Origin of the sequence: Adhaeribacter aerolatus (assembly GCF_007991635.1) — a bacterium.
Classification (GTDB): Bacteria; Bacteroidota; Bacteroidia; order Cytophagales; family Hymenobacteraceae; genus Adhaeribacter; species Adhaeribacter aerolatus.
The window spans coordinates 120,545-139,852 of the sequence record NZ_BJYS01000015.1 but is presented as its reverse complement, the minus strand read 5'-3'; the positions used below and the strand labels follow the sequence as shown (position 1 = coordinate 139,852).

General features: G+C 44.7%; 10 protein-coding genes and 1 pseudogene. 5 read left to right on the top strand and 6 right to left on the bottom strand.

The features are described from left to right. Positions 1-261: 261 nt before the first annotated feature. Both AAE02nite_RS11175 and AAE02nite_RS11170 read right to left on the bottom strand, forming a co-directional pair. Positions 262-6,573: a DUF8696 domain-containing protein gene (locus tag AAE02nite_RS11175; RefSeq protein WP_146897813.1), complete on the bottom strand. Its 6,312-nt coding sequence runs from the start codon at positions 6,571-6,573 to the stop codon at positions 262-264. A gap of 1,179 nt (positions 6,574-7,752) precedes the next feature. After that, on the bottom strand, positions 7,753-8,586 hold the full coding sequence (locus AAE02nite_RS11170; protein WP_146897812.1) for a DUF481 domain-containing protein: 834 nt from the start codon (positions 8,584-8,586) through the stop codon (positions 7,753-7,755). 278 nt (positions 8,587-8,864) lie between these two features. On the opposite strand from AAE02nite_RS11170, the gene AAE02nite_RS11165 reads away from it, so the two are divergent. Then, a complete protein-coding gene (locus AAE02nite_RS11165) occupies positions 8,865-10,130 on the top strand; it encodes a sugar MFS transporter (protein WP_371863464.1) in 1,266 nt (421 codons plus the stop codon). A gap of 54 nt (positions 10,131-10,184) precedes the next feature. On the opposite strand, the pseudogene AAE02nite_RS11160 reads toward AAE02nite_RS11165, so the two are convergent. Next, positions 10,185-11,189, bottom strand: a pseudogene (locus tag AAE02nite_RS11160) (IS701 family transposase). A 737-nt stretch (positions 11,190-11,926) separates the two neighbouring features. On the opposite strand from AAE02nite_RS11160, the gene AAE02nite_RS11155 reads away from it, so the two are divergent. The 4 genes from AAE02nite_RS11155 (at position 11,927) to AAE02nite_RS11140 (ending at position 16,259) form a co-directional block, all read left to right on the top strand. Beyond that, positions 11,927-12,853, top strand: a complete 927-nt coding sequence (locus AAE02nite_RS11155) for a nucleotidyltransferase family protein (protein ID WP_246150970.1) — start codon at positions 11,927-11,929, stop codon at positions 12,851-12,853. 1 nt (position 12,854) lies between these two features. Then, positions 12,855-14,000, top strand: coding sequence for a phosphotransferase enzyme family protein (locus AAE02nite_RS11150; protein WP_146897810.1), 1,146 nt, complete (start codon positions 12,855-12,857; stop codon positions 13,998-14,000). A gap of 2 nt (positions 14,001-14,002) precedes the next feature. Continuing rightward, entirely contained in the window at positions 14,003-14,665 is a 663-nt protein-coding gene (locus AAE02nite_RS11145; RefSeq protein WP_146897809.1) for a carbohydrate-binding family 9-like protein, read from the top strand. A 172-nt stretch (positions 14,666-14,837) separates the two neighbouring features. Continuing rightward, complete coding sequence (locus AAE02nite_RS11140) at positions 14,838-16,259, top strand: Gfo/Idh/MocA family protein (RefSeq protein ID WP_146897808.1); 1,422 nt, start codon at positions 14,838-14,840, stop codon at positions 16,257-16,259. A 140-nt stretch (positions 16,260-16,399) separates the two neighbouring features. Here AAE02nite_RS11140 and AAE02nite_RS11135 read toward each other — a convergent pair whose 3' ends face one another. The 3 genes from AAE02nite_RS11135 to proB form a co-directional block, all read right to left on the bottom strand. Then, positions 16,400-16,810, bottom strand: coding sequence for a GtrA family protein (locus AAE02nite_RS11135; RefSeq protein WP_146897807.1), 411 nt, complete (start codon positions 16,808-16,810; stop codon positions 16,400-16,402). 88 nt (positions 16,811-16,898) lie between these two features. After that, positions 16,899-18,149 carry a glutamate-5-semialdehyde dehydrogenase gene (locus tag AAE02nite_RS11130; RefSeq protein WP_146897806.1) on the bottom strand — a complete coding sequence of 417 codons (1,251 nt, stop codon included), beginning with the start codon at positions 18,147-18,149 and terminating at the stop codon, positions 16,899-16,901. A gap of 2 nt (positions 18,150-18,151) precedes the next feature. Beyond that, positions 18,152-19,240, bottom strand: a complete 1,089-nt coding sequence (proB, locus tag AAE02nite_RS11125) for a glutamate 5-kinase (protein ID WP_146897805.1) — start codon at positions 19,238-19,240, stop codon at positions 18,152-18,154. Between the last annotated feature and the right edge of the window lie 68 nt (positions 19,241-19,308).

Below are 19,308 nucleotides of genomic sequence, written 5' to 3'. Positions count from 1 at the left end.
ACTTGTAGTAAAGGTATTTAATCGAAAGTTTTGCTAAGCCTCTAATCTAATAGGGAGCCTAGATGACACGGGGCTAGTATTGTTAAATTTGGATTTTACTAGTTATTCTTCTGTTGTGTTCTTAAGCAGGAAGAAGAACAATGGTTGTATTCTGTTCCCGGCTGGTCAAGAATACTGGTTGTCAGATTAGCCTGGTTTTAAAATAAAAAAAGGGACAGGTAAAATACCTGCCCCTTTTAGCTTTAACCCTAATAAAGCTTACTATTGTTTCATGAGCTTGAAGTGGCTAGTTTTGCCATTCAGGCGCGTGGTAATAATGTACATGCCTTGTGGCAAACTGCTGCTAAAGCGGAGTGTTTCGCGGTTGCTGCCTTTTTCTGCGGCAAAAGTACGTTCTAGTATTTTGGCACCGGCGGCATTGGTTACCACTACGTGCAGACTACCAGATGCTTCGGCTTGTATTTCCAGGTTCACTTCGCTGGTGAAGGGGTTCGGGTAAGCGCTTAAGCTTTCTACCGATTCACCAATTTTCACCGCCTTAGGTCCGAAATATTCTGCGTCACCGTTCATGTCGCGCTGCATTAAGCGGTAGTAGCGGGTGCCATATTTGCCATTCTCTTTATCGTGGAAGGTGTATACCTGTTTTTGGTTGGTGTTGCCACCCGCTTTAGAGGCGACAAAGGCCAGGGTACGGAAGTTTTTAGCATCCTGCGATACCTGCACTTCAAACCCTTCGCTGTTCTGCTCCATGGCGGTAGCCCATTCCAGTTCTACTACGTTGTTATTCTGCTTCGTAGCTTTAAGGTACAGCAACTCTACTGGCAATATGGTAAGATCACTTGTTTCAGCTAATGAAGAGAATTTGGTATTATAGCAGATTCCTTCAGGTGCCACCTGAACTACTTGTACTCCAATAAAATCTGTCGTCATCTTTTCTGCAGGAACTGTGAGGGTTGTACCAGTTTGGTCTTTTTGCTCAATTGGTAAGCCAGTGCTGTAAATAATAAACCATCTGTAAGTCCAGTTTACATTAGAATTAGTAGATTCTACAGTAAAGGTAGCAGGTTGAAAATAACTTAAGTTATTGGGTTCATTAATTTCAGGCTCCTCGTTCAGAACTTTATTTACAACTAAATCTACTTCATCGGAAACTGTACCGCAACCAAAACTTGAGATTGTAGTCAGTTTCAGGGTAATTGTACCACTACCTGTAATAGTCACCTTAGAGTTAAGTTGGTTAGGATTAGCTATTGCAACAGGAAGATTGTTTGGATTGCTGGCAACAGACCAGGTAAAGTTTCCAAAGGCTGCGGTACCTGCCAAGTCAAAAGTTGTAGTCAGGCCAGGAGTACAATTTTCTTGATTTACGCCGGCATTAGCTGTAGGTAATGGATTAATGGTTAAAGTTACTTTTGTCCGTGGACCAATGCATAATGTAGTCTGGCTTTGGGCAGCGGCCCAGTAATTGGCTGTTCCTACCCCAGTTTGCGTTGGTGTTGAGGTTGCACCAAAATCTGTTTCGGAGGTATACCAGATTATATTGAAACCAGGAGGTATTGTAGCCGAAGCAGTTAGCGTCTGTGAAGCAGAACCATCTGAACATATAGTTTTATTTGCGGCTATTGGGGCAGCTGGTTGTGCATTTATGGTTAAGGTTATAGCAGTACGCGGACCTATACAAGAAGTAGTTAGGTTTTGGAGTGCCGCATAATAAGTTTTGCTGCCTACTCCAACTTGTGTAGGCGAAGCAGTGGTTCCAGTACCAGATAGCGAAGTATACCAAATCAAACTAAAACCGCTTGGTACGGTAGCCGAGGCTGTTAACGTCTGCGTACTTGTGCCATTAGAACATACTGTCTGGTTACCACCTGATGGAGCTTCTGGTAACGGATTTTCTGTTAAAGCTACTGGCCCGTACGTTAAGCAAGTACTTCCGGAAGCAATGGCTTGTACGGTGTAGCTGCCAGCAGTAAGGTTGTTAAAATTCATACCTGTACCAGTGCCAGCCACTGGATTACCTACCGGTGAGCCATTAAGGAGCAACTGGTAAGAAATACCAACCTGAGAGCCGTTCATTCTAACTGTTCCGGTATTTCCTGCGCAGTAAGAACCACCAGTAAGAGTTTGGTTTATGGCTACTATCATGGTTATAGCATTGGTAGGCAGTATTTCTGCAAAACATTTACTGCCAACATAAGCTCCATTAATATCAGAAGTAAATTCAATCGAAATTTTATCACCATTTTGCAAAGCAGTTGTTGTGTACTGCAAGCTTGCCGGGGTGCCATCATAACCATTAGTCCGCAATACACTTCTTTGTCCATTAGCAGTTACTAGAATCCAGTTTAGACGTAAGTTTATACTAGTCCAAGCAATTGGGAAAGTTTCATCTAAGGTGGCAGTGAAGGTTACTGCATCGCTTGGGCAGATAGGGTTTTTATTTGCTGCTAAAGTAATGGCATAGCCAGAAATTTGTCCGGTATAAGTACGGCTGGATACTAAATTACTTAAAACTGGGCAGCTGGAATTAGTCGTAACATAGGCAGAGTAATAATCCAGAGAGGATAAGCCGGCGTTTGAAAAAACCTGAGCGTCAGCGCCTTGGCCACCTAATTCGCCATTGCCTTTTTCTTTCTGGTTTTTATTCCACTGATAAGTAAGGCCACTGGTAATTTCTGTTCCACTAACTACTACTGGATTAAAGAAACGCCAGGCCAGTAATTTAGCAGCTTCAGTGGTACCCGCTGGAAAAGGATAAGCAGGATTACTTACTGGAAATTCCTGCGGACCAACAAGTGTACCATTTAATCTTATTGGCTCTCCTGCGGCGTTAGTTAAGTAAGGGTAAATAATCACTGCTTCCCGGTAAAGTCGTACCGTATGAGCAACATTGTCACCCCGGCAAAATGGTTTTAAGCTGGAAGTTACTACTGCCTGGTAAACTGATTTGTTTATTGTAACGTTCTTGGTAATAGAATTGGAGCATTGGTTATCATTACTTACTCTATAAGTGATAGCCACATTTACCGTAGTTGCATCTGGTGTTCCAGCGGCGGCTATGGCCTCACTAAAGGCAGCACAAGGATTGAAAGTACCACTACCAGTTCCAGTGCTGCTAACGCCAAAGCCGGAGAATGTACCGCTGGTAGCGCCAACTAATGTGCCAGACAAGGTTTTGTTTCCTTCGCCAGAAAAGATGGTAGCGCCATCGGTAACACCGGTAAAGGTAGGTGCTACAGGGCTTGTTTTCACAGAAAGAGTTTTAGTGGCAGAATTAGCACATTGACCATTGGCAGTAACCGTATAAGTGATGGACCATTGTCCCGCACCGGCTTTACTAGGGTCGAAAAACCAGTTTACAGCACCGTTAGCAGCAGTAACGCTATATACACCTCCACTAGGACCATTATAGGAATAAGTACCGGCATTGGTTGCGCCTGTTGTACCATTAAAGGAGCCGCCAGTTAAAGGAAAGATGCCGGTGGTAGTGCATAATTCAACCGGAAAGTCTGCTAACGCAACTTGTGGTGTTTGATTCAGCGATAAGATAACATCAGAAGTAGCAGGCTCGCCACATCCTACTTCGCTGGTAGTAGTCAGGCGGAGGGTTACCGTGCCTACACCCGTTACTGTTACGATAGGGTTAATCGTGTTTTCAGCACCAGATTCAAAAGAGGCAGTAGCTCCGGTGCTGCCTACTTGGGTCCAAACAAAATTACCGTTACTTTGACCATTTAGCTGAAAAGTGGTACTGCTTGTACCTAGCGGCACACATTTCGCAGTCTGTTCATTTGCGGCAACCGCAGCCGTAGCCGTTGGTAAGGGATTAACGGTTAATGTAACCTCAGCGGAGCCCGCTTGACAGAAATCAGTTTTTGCAACTAATTGTAAAGTTACGGAACCGGTACCAGTTACAGTAACACTTGATTGCAAGGTAGTAGGAATACTGGCTGTAGCATTCCCAGTAGTTCTTACGATAATCCACGCATAATCATTCGTATTTGTAATTTCCCCATTAACTTCGAAGTTAGTAGTATTACTGCCAACTGCAATACATTTGGTTGGCTCAGGCGAACTAGCTGTAGCTGTAGGTAATGGATTAGCGGTCAGTGTCACCTGGTCAGAAACTTGAGTGCCGCAAGTAGTGCTGGTGGTGGTCAGTTGCAGGATTACTGTACCAAAGCCAATCACGTTTACGGTCGGGCGAAGCTGATTTGGATTAAGGATTTGGGCTGTCGCTGTTCCACCCGGTACTACACTCCATTCAAAAGTTCCAAAATCACCATTCGCATTATTAAGCGTAAATTCAGTAATCTCTTCCCCTGCCACTTGTCCGGGTTTAGGGCAAGCACTCAGGTCAGGACCAGCATTGGCAGTTGGTTGTGGGATTACGGTAATTTTAACCACCTCATTACTAATATTTGTGCAAGGTCCTGATAAGACTACGCGACGGAACCAGGTAGTTTGAGCTAAGCTACCAGGATTGTAGGTTTGGGTATTGTTGGTGCCAGTGGCTGCGCTAAAATCCTCGGTAGCGCTGGTGGTACTGCTTTCCCAACGGAAGGTATATAGTACGGTTCCATCACCAATAACAGGGACATTACCATCAATAATTGGAGAAGATATGCCGGCGCAAATTGTAGTTACTGCTGGGGCTGTAATGGTATTACTCTGAATAGCCGGATTTACTGTTATCTGGACACTATTACTAGGCTCAGAACATAATGAGGTTGCCACCCGGCGGAACCAGGTAGTCTGAGTTAAATTCCCAGGGGAGTAATTTATACCTCTGGCATCGGCATCCTCAATGAAAGTGAAATTCTCGCCATCAAAACTTATTTGCCACTGGTAAGTAAATGCTGTTCCAACCCCACCATTTGGCGCAATGCCGGTTATGGTACCTGGAGCCGTACCTTCGCATATTGTAGTGGTAGGTGAGGTAATAGTGTTATTAGTAATAGCAGGAGCTTGAGTTACTTCAGTAAGGGCAGATTCGGTAGTACAGCTATTGGCAATAGCTATTACTACATAATAAAATCCTGGCTGGTCGACAGAAATAGTACGTGCATCACCTACAACTAACTGAGTATTATTTTGTATATCCTTTTTATACCACGTATAGGTATAATTATCTCCTTGAGCAGCAGTTAAAAGTATTGGGTTAGCAGTTGTTAAGCCACCTTCGCAGAAGTAAACCTGAGGTCGATAATTATTGATAGCCGTAGTAGGCGATAAAATGGTAGCGGTTATCAAATTATCAGAAAATTTAGCACATTGAGTCGTTGGTGTAGTAACTTGAACCCGATATCTGCCGGTAGTACTGGCTAAATAATCCCTGCTGTTTGCATCTGGGATAAGAGTATTATCACCATTTGCATCCACTTTGTACCAGGTATAAATGGCTGTAGCAGGATCATAGGTATTGTTTACCGGATTTGCGCTTAAGAGGACGGTGCCACCGGTACCATTTGGTGTGGCAGGGCAGGCACTGGTGCCATTAGGTGCCGAGATATTGGTTACCGGAAGGGGAATAACATTTACGGTAACACTAGGTTGGTTACTAGGGCAAGTTATTGTACCATCAACATTAGTTATTATTACAGAATAGTTGCCCGAGGTTCTAGCGGTATAAGTTGGAAGTGTTTCATCTGGAATAAGCTGTGAATTTCTATACCAGGCATATCTAAGGTTACCAACTGCGGGAGCATTGGTGGGATCAGCAAAAGTTGCTCCTGCCGTTAATACTACCTCCTGGTTCTCACAAAAAGTTAATGATCGGTTGGCTGTGATAGAGGCCGTAGGGGTTTGAATAACTCTGACCGTTACAGGATTGGAGATAGAGGTGCAGCTATTATTGCCCACAATAACCCGATAATTGCCTGAAGTACTTGCTGGTAATAAATATGGTGTTGTGTTAACATTCGGGTTCGTAATATTAGAATAACTACCGTCCTGATTTTGCTTTTGCCATTGGTAAGTAAAGGAACTACTACCAGTACCGGCATCTAGATTTACAGAACCGCCAGAACAAAATGTTAAAGTGGAGGGAGCATTATTGATTGAAGCCGTTGGAAAAGCGTTAACAGTTAAAGTTGCAGGAGCAGTTCTTGCAAGAGTTGTAGTTGTTGTATTATTGCCATTAGTTACAACTCTAACGTAAACAGCTCTATACTGCCCACTATAACCTACCGGCACATTAGTTAGGGTTAAAGTAGTATTTGCAACATTGCCACTAAAAGAAGATGTTGTAACACCGTTTACAGTTCCTCCGCTTGGATTAACAGTAGACCAGCTATTGTTAGCACCTGTAGGGCTATATTCCCAGTGTAGTGTGGTTGCTCTGTCATTATTTCCATTGCTGGCAGTATAGGATGAATTAAAAGTAACGCTGTTAGGGCTACCAACTCTAAATTCACACAAAGTTGAATTAGTTTGAGTTGGAGCCGGAAGAGAAGCTTGAGCCGAAGCAGTATTTGCCTGCAACAGCAGTATAAAAAGCAAAGTAGCAATTGCAGCCGAGTAGTTTCGGGCTCGGGCAACCGCTTGGATTAAATGTGTAAAATTCTTTTGCATAAAATTAGGGTTAAAGGGTTAAGCGTTTTTACTGGGGTTTAATTATTGTATGGTTTTTTAGGATTCAATACTTTCCTATGGATTTGATCGGTAATTCAGAAGCGTGTGGTAAGAACCTGCTTTAATTGAGTTATCGCGTAGATAAATAATTCAGCTTTTTCTTTTTTTAGTTAAGTTGCCACGATGGCCGAAAGCGATTATTATGGTGTTTCCAATTAAATAACCTAGGGTACTGATCATTGGCTTGTGAACCAAGGCGGGTGACCGCGTTTTAGTAAATAATAGGACATAGGCAGCATTTTTTGTTATTATTTGTTCTGAGAGTCGAAACTAAAGCGAATATTTTAAAATAAAAAATTTATATATTTAAATTATTTAATATAAAATTTAATAATGATTGTCTTTCCTGTCCAGTTTAGGTATTCTGGTTAACTGCTTAGGCTTTTGTTTATTCTCGGTATTTTTATATACACCGGCATTTGCATCGACAGCACATATAATCTTACCTCTGATTGAAAGTTCTTATTTTCAGCATCAGAAATTATAGGCTTTTCGGTGTTGGTAGTGATAATAGTCTGCTGCTGGGTGTTCATTTAAGTAATTTTTTATAGGATTCTCTCTTTTATAAATCTAAATATATGCCAGAAAGTGAATATATATTAAAATATATGTTCTGGAGAGGCTATAGGCTTTTTTAGTTTTTTTCTTGACTTGTAAAAGGGTGGCCTTTTTCCAGGTTTCGGATTAATCTTTCCATTATCCGGAAAAAACGTAATTAATTTCAAGTCTGTATTAGGATTGTATTGTTACAGCGAGCGTTATAGTATTTTTCGACTTATTTATTAAATATTAGCTTTTAGAAGAGTTTAGGCGTATTAACAACACCAGCAGGACTTGCTATAATGAAGTAACTTTATATTAGTTAAATTATATATTATAATTGCTAAATTAAGCTTAAATAATATCCTTGGGTGGCTTGGTAAGAAGGCTCCAGATGTATAAAAAAATATTGGATAGAAAATAAAATTTTTTATCAGTTTAAGTTAGGTGGGGAGCCGAAGCTTAGATAAAAGAGAAAACAGACTAAAAAGCAGTAGCCTTTCGCCACCCAAAAAGAATCTGCTTCCCAGTCGCGCTTAACTATAGTTTTATACAGGCTTTAGGCTATAAATATAATCGTTACGGCCGGTTACCTACGGCAATGCCGGCGGTTAGGCGGGTATCGTTCTTCTTGCGGTTAGGATCTACCACGCTCTCGTACGTGTTTTCAAAAGCTGTCCGGATGGTTACCCATTTGGTTAAAGGCAACTCCAGCGAAACTACGGTGTTCCAACGCAGGTTAGAGAAATCGCTCAGCGCGGGCTGCACAAAGGTAATGTGGTTAAAACGGATTTTATTTTGCAGAAAAGTATGGCTGCCTTTTAAGCGGGCCGAGTTACGCTGGATGGTAATGGTAGGCCGGCTCCGGAAATTAGTAGACTCATGAATAACTGCGTTGGTAAAAGATAAGGTGTGGTTTGATTTCCGGAGCAGTCGCAACCCTACCCCGATACCGGCTAATTGTCGCAGGTTTATACCCCTTAAGTTGCTGTTTTCCAGGGTAGCCAGGCTAAAACCGTATACCCGCTTTTGCTTATAAATATCAATAAATAAATCTATGTAGGCATCGCGCTCAGCCAGTACGTGGTTTTGTTTACCGTAAGCAAACCGCGGATTGGTAGATAAAGAAACAACTGGTCCATTTACAATTATTTCGGCCCGGGTAACTACCAACGTACGGTTAATGTTGCCGCGGGTAAGATTGCCATCGCCGATAAACCGGTAATTCAGGCTATCGAACAGCACAAAAGACTGGCGGGCCAGGTTATATACCTCTGCTTGGCGGAGCGAATCTGTGGTAGATACAGGTAAACCGGGCGGTGGAGTGGGTTGCTGGGCAAAGGCAAACGGGTTAAAAAAGCTGAAGAAAAAGCAAAATAGTGCGGCAAAAGCAATTGGTTTAAGCGAAATCATAAGACCAAATTAGAAAGAACAGGCGCGAAAGCAAAATTTGAGGTGGATAAACTGGTTTGGCCAGGCCTTGGTTGCAGGTTAGTTTAAGAGCCAAGGTGGTTAATATTCCGGCGCTTACGGAGATAGAAAGGTAATTTTACGTTTGTTTAGCAAGACACCGTTTACGAAGAATAAGGAAGTGCCAAGAGAGAAATCTGAATAATTTAACCAGGCAAAGGAGTAAGTTTTAGATTTTTTGCCTATTTATACGGCAAATTTGCTTACCCACTTTCATTATGATGTCACCCAGTACTTCGTCTGAAGCCAGAATGCCTGCGCAGCCGGCAGCTTTTACCGAAAAAAAGTATCTCACTACCTTCGTTTTTGTTACCTCCTTGTTTATGCTGTGGGGCATTGCCATTACCATGGGCGATGTCCTGAACAAACATTTTCAGACCGTATTACATGTATCGAAAGCCCAATCGGGATTGGTACAGTTTTCGGTGTTTGGCGCCTACTTTATTATGGGCGTACCGGCTGGCTTGTTTATGAAACGCTTTGGTTATAAAATGGGTGTGCTGCTGGGGTTGTTCTTGTATGCGGCAGGGGCCTTTTTATTTGTACCGGCCGCCGATTCGGAGTCGTTTGGGTTTTTCCGGTTAGCCTTGTTTATTCTGGGTTGCGGATTGGCTACTTTAGAAGCCGTAGCGCACCCGTTTATTGCCTCTTTAGGCGACCAGCGCACCAGCGATCAGCGCTTAAACTTTGCCCAGGCTTTTAATGGGTTAGGGGCAGTAATAGGCCCGGTAATTGGTGGTTATTTTTTACTGCGTACCGGCACTTCCGGCGAGCTCGATTCGGTAAAAATATTATATACTATTATAGGAGTGGTTATTACGGCGCTGGCGGTTGCCTTTGCCTTTGTAAAAGTCCCTACCCTTACCGACCCGCACGTGGTTAGTACCGATACCTACGAGGTGGGCATAGCGCCGGAAGATTTAAAGGCCCCGAAAAAACTGTTTCAGCACCGGCATTTTATCTGGGCTTGTATTGCGCAGTTTTTTAACGTGGCAGCGCAATCCGGTACCTGGGCTTTCTTTATTTTTTACGGCGAAGAAAAAATGGGTTTAACCCCCGAAATAGCAGCCTATTATTTTGGGTTAATATTTATGGTAATGATGATGGTGGGTCGTTTTGTGGGTACCTTCCTGATGAAATTTATCGCCCCGAACAAACTTCTGGCCGGTTATGCATTAGCTAATATATTAATGTGTATTGTTATTGCGCAAAGTTGGGGTATGATTTCGTTTGTCGCCCTGCTGCTGCTCAACTTCTTTTTCAGCATCATGTTCCCGACTATCTTTAGTTTAGGTCTGAAAAACTTAGGCAAACACACCCAACAGGCCTCTTCTTTTATTGTAATGGGGGTAGTAGGCGGAGCTGTATTCCCGCCCATTATGGGCATTGTAGCCAATAAAGATGTAGCCAGTGCTTATTATTTGCCAATTATCTGCTACGTGGTTATTTTTCTGTTCGGCGCTATATTTTATAAAGTCCGGAAGTAAAAAGCTGATTGCGCATAAGCTTACCCAGCTTAATAATTATAGGACTTTCGCAAATTAAGCATAAGGCATATCGGGCCTTTTTAATTGTTGTGACAGGTAATGGTCGAGCAAACCTATCTTGAGTTGATAAATGGTTTGCTCAGAAGCATAAGCCAGTTGCTTGAGCCTGGTCCAAACGAGCGTAGCAGCCAGAATGTGATTGCGTTGCGCTCTGGCCAGCCGACACTGCGACTCTTGTATTCCCGTCAATTGTTTTTCCTCTCGGTGCAGCTGCTCGACACACCATCTCAAGCTGCATATCTGTTTGACAGCCTCAGCGTTGTCTTGCCCTACATCATTGGTCACGATGTAGTCCGTGCGGTGGGTAGACACCTCAACCCGGAATAGCTTTACCTTTACATCCAGCGGAAATCCATGCAACTTGATGAGCTTGCCTTGTGCTAATTATTTTTCACTCCACTGCAATTCATCTACCGGCTTATAGGGCTCTTTACCAGATGAATCATCTACTTTGCGGTTGCTCTTAATGGGGCAGCAGAAGGTTTTACCTTCCTTTATCAGGTACTTGAACAGCATAGTAGTTGCATACCAACTGTCCATAAGCACCGTTTGGAAAAGCACACCTCTATACTTGAGATGCTGCAGCATATCCGCTACATGGTCCAGCTTGCTTTTATTATCGGTCTGTGGGTCAAAGATGCGGTAGTCAATAAGCCAGAACTGCTGGTTTATGGGGTCTAAGTAGAGGCAGTTAACCACGCCTATACCTTTGATGATGCCGTGCGCATTGCCTGAATACTGCCTTCTGACCAGTTCCATCGCCCGAGAATGCCGCTTGTCCAGCACTGTGTCATCAAAGATGATATAAGCATAAGAAGATTGCACTATAAGCGGCTTGACCTTCTCCCACAACAATCTAGGCGTAAGCTTCTCATCCCGCAAAAACCGGTGAACCGAGTCATGGCTTAAACCTGCTACATGGTCGGCAAAGTAGGTGCAGGTGTAGTTGATTTGCGTGCTCAACAAGTATTGGCAGTAATGCTCTATTACAGTTTTCATCTTACTCTTCCCTCCAGCTGCTATACTCCCTTTTATCTCTTTTTGGTTATTTTGCGAAAGTCCTAAATTAATATTTACCGGCATAGTTAGTTGCCGGCCTCTCATTCCCAGATTATAAATTAACTTAAACCGCCTGCATTATTAATGCAGGCGGTTGTTTTTACAGGCTATTGCAACCCAATTTCCTGCTTTTTCAAGAGGCTCCGGCTGCTGGGCTTCGCATTTAACTGTTCAATTCAAAGCCACGTTAAACCAATAATACAAAACAGTTAGTAAGACAATGCTGGGTTATAGCCAGTAGTGGCCGTTTATAGCTGTTATGAGCGTAACGGCGCAAAAGCCAAACCGCTATTGTACCTCCATATTGGGTGTTCGTGCACAACTTGTAAATTCTGTTGTGTGTACGAGCACATTTTTTTATAACTTTGTTTGATCTTTAGAAACTATTACTTATGTTTAATGACTTGAAATTTAAAGCTGGGAATACAAAGCTGGTTTACGCTAATTAAACAAGCCTGGGTTCTGGCAATTTTTAGAAGCAAAAGAATATTAATTGTGCTTAGGTAAGCGCAATACTCTATTCATTAGAACTAAAAAGATTTCTTTAGCCGCTGCGCTTAAAACTGCAGACCATGCCTGAATATTCAGGTAAAAGCCGGCTGTAAATAAAATATATAAAAATCAGGAAGGCTGATAAAGGAAAGTTTATCGGCGGGGTAATCCAGAAAGTAAAAAAAATGGCGATAAAACCGGCATTGATGGTGATGGCAGCGGGTATGGGAACCCGCTATGGCAGTTTAAAGCAGTTAGAAAAATTTGGCCCGAACGACGAAACCATTATTGATTATTCTATTTACGATGCCATAAAGGCGGGCTTTGGGCAGGTAGTTTTTGTAATCCGCGAGGCCATAGCAGCAGAATTTAAGGAAACGCTGCTGCCCCGGTTTGCCGGCAAAATAGACGTAGATTATGTATTGCAGGAACTGGATATTTTGCCCGAAGGCTATAGTGTGCCGGAGAATCGGGTTAAGCCCTGGGGAACCGGGCACGCTGTTTGGGTGGCGGCTGCCAAGGTAACCACTCCGTTTGCTGTTATTAACGGCGATGATTTTTACGGCTATACTTCTTTTAAAGCAATGGCCGATTATTTAAAACAGGATACTTCTGGCCAACTGGCGATGGTAGGCTTTAAATTATCGAATACTTTATCGGAACACGGTGCGGTGGCGCGGGGAATCTGCGAGGTAGATGCCGCAGGTAACCTGGTTCGCATAACCGAACAAACCCATATTGAACAAACGCCCGGTGGTATTATCTCTAAAACCCCCGATAATCAGGAAATAAAGCTTACCGGCGACGAAGTGGTTTCGATGAACCTGATGGGTTTTCCGCCCACGGTTTTCCGATATTTGGAGACGTATTTCCGGGAGTTTTTAGAAACCCAAACGCATAACCCCAAGGCCGAATTTTTTCTGCCGGCAGCAGTAGATAAACTGGTGCAGAACGGAATAGCCCGCGTAAAGGTGTTGCCTACCAACGAAAAATGGTTTGGGGTAACTTATCCGGCCGATAAACCAATAGCCGAACAAACCTTGCGTAAGCTGATTGCCCAGGGCGTTTACCCCGAAAATTTGTGGAATGAGTCTTTAGAATTGCGGAAATAAAATGAAAGAGAGCAGTAAGGCCGGCGATAACTTAGCCGCAGTAGTAAGGGAGTTTAGCATCCGGGGCCAGGTAGCAGACATTCACCCCCACGGTTCAGGCCATATTCACGATACATACCGGGTAAAAAACGGGCAGCCCGGCTGTCCTGATTATTTGCTGCAGCGCGTGAATCACCACGTTTTTAAAAACGTGCCGGCCCTCATGGAAAATATTCAGGTAGTAACGAAACACCTGCGGGATAAACTAAGCACTTTACCCGAAGCGAACCCGGAAAAAGAAGTACTTACGCTAGTACCAACCCAAGCGGGCCACTGGTACTTTACCGATGCCGACGGAAATTATTGGCGGGTGTATCTTTTCCTGGACAATACCCGCTCTTACGATATTGTAGAAACACCGCAGCAAGCGTACGAGGGCGGTAAAGCTTTTGGTAAATTTCAGCAATTGCTGGCCGATTTGCCCGTAAACCTGTTGCACGAAACCATCCCGAATTTTCACAATATTGAAAGCCGTCTGCGCCTATTTCGGGAGGCCATAACCAAAGATCCGGTGGGCCGGGTAAAAGAAGTGCAGCCGGAAATCGAGGCCGTCGAAAATCGGATAGCCACCATGAGTACGGTCCTAAACCTGGGACAGGCCGGCCAGATACCGTTGCGCATTACCCATAACGATACCAAGTTTAACAATGTCCTGCTCGATGCGCAGAACAAAGCCCAGTGCGTAATTGACCTGGATACCGTAATGCCCGGCTACGTGGCTTATGATTTTGGCGATGCTATTCGCACTACCGTAAATACCGCCGCCGAAGACGAAAAAGACCTGAGCAAAATTAAAGTGGATCTGGCTTTGTTCCGGGGCTTTACCGAAGGCTTTCTGGCCGAAACGGGTGCCTTCCTCTCCCGAACCGAGTTAACTTCGCTGGCCTACGGCGTGTTGTTGTTGCCTTACATTATGGGCTTACGCTTCCTGACCGATTACATAGACGGCGATAATTATTATAAAATCCATTTTCCGGAACATAACCTGCAGCGGGCCCGCGCGCAGTTGCAACTGGTTAGCGTGCTCGAAGATAACTTTAAAGAAATGATGGCTATTATTCTGGAGGTCGCACAAGCACGAAACCAGGTGGCCGTGGAGGGAAACTAACTATGCAGACAAACCTGAAGCAACTGCACGTCCCGTATCTGCCTACCCTGGACCGGGAAATGCCTATCGAGGATATTTCTGCCACTCTGGACCAGCAGGATAAACTCAGCATCGATAAAGCGCCCTGGCCGGCTTATAGCTACGTGCCGGCGGTTAAATTCTCGCTGGCGCATAGCCTCAACTGCCTGTTTATAAAATTTTATGTCAGCGAAAATGCCATCCGGGCCCGTTACCGCCAAACCAACGATCCGGTCTTTAAAGATAGCTGCGTCGAGTTTTTTATAGCCTTTAACGACGACGACGAATATTATAACTTTGAATTTAACTGCATGGGTACGTGCCTGAGCGGGTTTGGCGGGGGCAGAGAAAACCGTACCCTGTTGCCCGAGCACGTAATCGGGAAAATAAACCGATGGGCAGTGATGCAGAAAACCACGGCGCCTAACGGCGAGTTACTAACCAACTGGCAACTGACCCTGGTATTGCCGGTTGAAGTATTCTGCCGGCACCACTTAACTTCTTTCCAGGGGGTGCGGGGCAAAGTAAACTTTTATAAGTGCGGCGATGAACTGCCCCAACCACATTTTTTAGCCTGGAATAATATTTTAGCCGAAGAGCCAAATTTTCATTTGCCGGAATACTTCGGGGAAGTACAATTTGCTTAAATTTATAACACAGCGCAGCCGGAGACTAACTTAAACAGGGTTTTTGGAGGGAGACGGGGAGGATAAATATATTACAACCTGTTTTGCGAAAGTCCTGATTAAAAGGAAGAGGCCGGTTAAATTATTGCATCTGAAAACAAATTAAATATCATAACCACAGATTTTTAAAACCATGACTAATAACCGCAGAGAATTCTTAAAGCTGGCCGGACTGGCCGGGGTGGGGCTGGCCGGAACAGGCCTGTTAAACGCCTGTGCTTCTACCGGAGCCAGTGCGGGCGATGTGCAGAAACAGGCCGGTAAAAGTCACCGCCAGGTATTTAACATGAGTGGTTATGCCGCTCCTAAAATCGAAACCGTGCGCATTGGTTTTATTGGGTTAGGGCAGCGGGGGCCTGGCGCCGTAAACCGCATCAACCGGATAGACGGAGTAGATATAAAAGGGTTATGCGACCTGCGACCCGATAAAGTAGCGGCCGTCCAGAAAAAACTGGCCGATTCCAGCCATAAACCAACCGCTTATTCCGGCAAAGAGGACGCCTGGAAAGAGATGGTAGACCGGGACGATATTGATTTAATATACATTGCTACGCCCTGGCATCTGCATACGCCCATGGCCGTTTACGCCATGGAGCACGGCAAGCATGTGGCCGTGGAGGTACCGGCTGCAACCACTTTAGAAGAATGCTGGCAACTGGTAGAAACATCGGAGCGCACGCGCAAACACTGCATGATGCTGGAAAACTGCTGCTACGACTTTTTCGAAATGCTGACCCTGAACATGGCCCGGCAAGGCTTCTTCGGCGAGATTGTCCACGGCGAGGGTGCTTACATTCACAACCTGGTAGATTTAAACTTCAGTAAAACCGGCTACCAGAATATGTGGCGGCTAAAAGAAAATTACCGGAATGGCAGTTTGTACCCCACGCACGGCTTAGGGCCTATTTGCCAGGTAATGAATATCAACCGCGGCGACCAGATGGATTATTTGGTATCGGTTTCGAGTAACGATTTTACCATGGGCGAAACCGCGAAAAAGCTGGCGGCCCAGGATAGCTTCTACAAAGAATTTGCCGATAAAAAGTACCGGGGCAATATGAATACCACCACTATCCGTACCAAAAAAGGACGGACCATTATGGTGCAGCACGATGTATCGTCTAACGCGCCGTACTCCCGCATTCATTTAATTACCGGTACCAACGGTTCTGCCCGCAAATGGCCGCTGCCGGCCAAAATAGCTACCTCGCACGAGAAGTGGCTATCAGAAACTGAGTTTAAAGCCATTGAAGAAAAATACCAGCCCGAACTGATCCGGCGCTTAGGCGAAATGGCCAAGCAGGTAGGTGGTCACGGCGGTATGGACTTTTTAATGGATTGGCGGCTAATAGATTTATTACGCAACGGCTTGCCTCTGGATCAGGATGTGTACGATGCGGCTCTGTGGAGCGCCATTGCACCTTTAAGCGAGTGGTCGGTGGCCAACCGCTCTAACTCCATTGATGTGCCAGATTTTACCGGCGGTTCCTGGCAAAAAAATACCCCGGTAGATATTACCTTCCGGGGTGGTGGCACCACTAACGTAAAAATTTAATTTTTCCGGGCTGGAAGAAAGGTTCCGTTCAGGTAATCCATCTTTGTTGTTCGGGAGGAAACTATTTAACATGTAGTGATAAAGTTTCCTCCTGAACAACGGGGATAGATTGCAATGGCTATAATCTAATATAGATTAAATCAGCCTTTAAACACGAACATCTTTTTGGTAATAAAGTTGAACACCGCTACTATACCAATGGCCAAAACCTTACTGGGCGTAGGTTCGAGCAGCATGTGTTCTACAAACAACCAAATCAGGATAGAGTTAAGCACTACGCCGATGCCGGAGAATATCATAAAAGCAATAAACTCCATCCGCGACGAATATTTTCCACTACTGAAAACCCATCTTTTAGAAATATAATAATTTAATAAGATGGCAAACAACGTAGATATAAAGCTTGCTATAAGATAATTAACTTTAAAATAATCGTTTAGTAAAACGAATAGGAGCAGATCAAAAATAGCGCTGACCACACCTACTATCAGAAAACGAATAATCTGCACAACTTCTTTCTGCTTACTCAAAGCGGAATAAGTATTTTTCATCCGGCAAAACTATAAATATTTTATTAGCCACTTTATACTGCTGTTTCGCTAAAGCAGTTCTCCACTTTTTATTCACTGATTAAATTTTCTAAGCGGGCCTTACCTGGCCGTTACCCTGCACTACCCATTTATAACTCGTTAGCTCTTCCAATCCCATTGGTCCTCGAGCATGCAGTTTTTGCGTACTGATGCCAATTTCAGCGCCTAAACCAAACTGAGCGCCATCGGTAAAAGCGGTAGAAGCATTGGCGTAAACGGCGGCCGCATCCACACTGTTCAGAAACCTTTGAATGTTTTCAGCATTTTCCGAAATAATGGCTTCGCTGTGTTTCGAACTATAATTGGCAATGTGTTCCAATGCCGCCGCCAAACTTTCTACCGTCTTAATAGCCATTTTCATCGATAAAAACTCGGTGCCAAAATGTTCTTCCTGGGCAGGTTTTAATAATTCCTTCGGGTAAGTGCCTTGCAGGGCCGCAAAAGCCGCGGCATCAGCAAATATTTCTACCTCTTTTTCGGCTAACGGAGCGGCTAGTTTCGGCAAATCAACCAGGCGGTTCTGATGCACCAAGAGGCAATCGAGGGCATTGCAAACGCTTACGCGGCGGGTTTTAGCATTGGTCACAATGGCCTGGCCTTTGGCTAAGTCAGCGGTTTCGTCGAAATAAGTATGCACAATGCCGGCGCCGGTTTCAATAACGGGAATCTTAGCGTTCTGCCGGACGAAATCAATTAGAGTCTGGCTGCCGCGTGGTATTAGCACATCTACGTACCCGATGGCCTGGAGCAAAGCTTCGGTTGCTTGCCGGTCGGGTGGGAGTAGGGTTGCAATATTAGCGTCTAAATTATGTTGGGCCAGTACCCCGTGAATAACCGAAATAATGGCCGCATTAGAAGAAGCCGCGTCGCTGCCACCTTTTAAAATGCAGGCATTACCGGTTTTAAAGCAAAGCGCAAAAACATCGAACGTAACATTGGGCCGGGCCTCGTAAATTATACCCACCACGCCCAGCGGCACGCTCACTTTAGATAGCTGCAGGCCGTTGGGCAATTCTTTCTCCAGCAATATTTTACCCAATGGCGAGGTTAAGTTCGCTACATTCCGGATATCCTGCGCAATATCGGCGAGGCGGCCGGCCGTTAATTTCAGGCGGTCGTATTTTGGGTCGGCTGGGTCCATGCGGGCCAGGTCTTTTTCGTTTTCGGCGAGTAAAAAGGCGGTTTGAGCCACGGCTGCGTCCGCTAAGTCTTGCAAAACCGCATTCACCTTTTCGGGTGCTAACAGGCCAAGTCCCCGGCTGGCTATTTGGGTATTTTTAAATATTTGCTGTAAATCCATGTTTAACTAATTTCGGCGTTCAGGAATAAATAATCGTAGTGCACCAAGGGCTTTTGGTTTTTCTGGCCAATGCGCTCCCGGGCTTTATCGGAACCGTATTCGGCAATACCCTGGCCTACGAGTTTATCCTGTTCGTCTACTAATTTAATAATATCGCCTTTCTGAAATTCGCCTTTAATAGTAATAACCCCCACCGGTAACAAACTGGTAGCTTTAGGGGCAGTAAGGGCAGCTTTGGCGCCTTCGTTTATCTGGACCACGCCTTTAGCGGCACTCTCGGAATGGGCAATCCATTTCTTTTTACCCGAGGCCGTTTTGTTCGGTACAAAGCGGGTATTTATTTCAGTTTCGTTTAAAACCTTAGCAAGAATATTTTCGGTTTTGCCGTTGGCAATGTGCACTGCTATACCCAATTGGGCCACTTTATGCGCCATGTGGCATTTGGTAATCATGCCGCCCCGGCCAAACTGCGACCGCTGGGTGGTTACAAAAGAAGAAAAACCAGTGGTATCCTGACCAATTTCCCGGATAACTTCGGAAGTAGGGTCTTTCGGGTCGCCGTTGTAAATTCCGTTTACATTACTTAAAATCAGCAGGGCATCGGCATCCAGCATCGAGGCGATCAGCCCGGCCAGTTCGTCGTTATCCGTAAACATCAGTTCGGTTACCGAAATAACGTCGTTCTCGTTTACAATAGGAATAATGTTGTTCTGCAGCAGGGCGCCAAAGCAGTTTTTCATGTTCAGGTAATGTACCCGGTCACGGAAATCTTCTTTCGTTACGAGCACCTGCGCGCAAATTAAATCGTGCTGGCTTAACAGTTCGGAGTAAGTATTAATGAGCTTTACCTGGCCAACCGAAGCCAGTAACTGGCGGCTGGTAACCGCATCGGCTTTTTCCGAAACCCGGATCAGGCTGCGGCCCGAAGCCACTGCTCCCGACGATACCACAATTACTTCTTTACCCGCTTTTTTTAAAGCCGCAATTTGCGCTACCAGGTGCTGGATGCGCGCCAAATCGGGCATACCATTGTCCTGGGTAAGCACATTTGAGCCAATTTTAACAACTATTCTTTTGTAGGCCAGCGCCATTGCTCCGTTACTAGTTTTGAAAAGGCAATTTTAAGGCTTTATTAGGAATATTTCACCAGTGGTTTGTC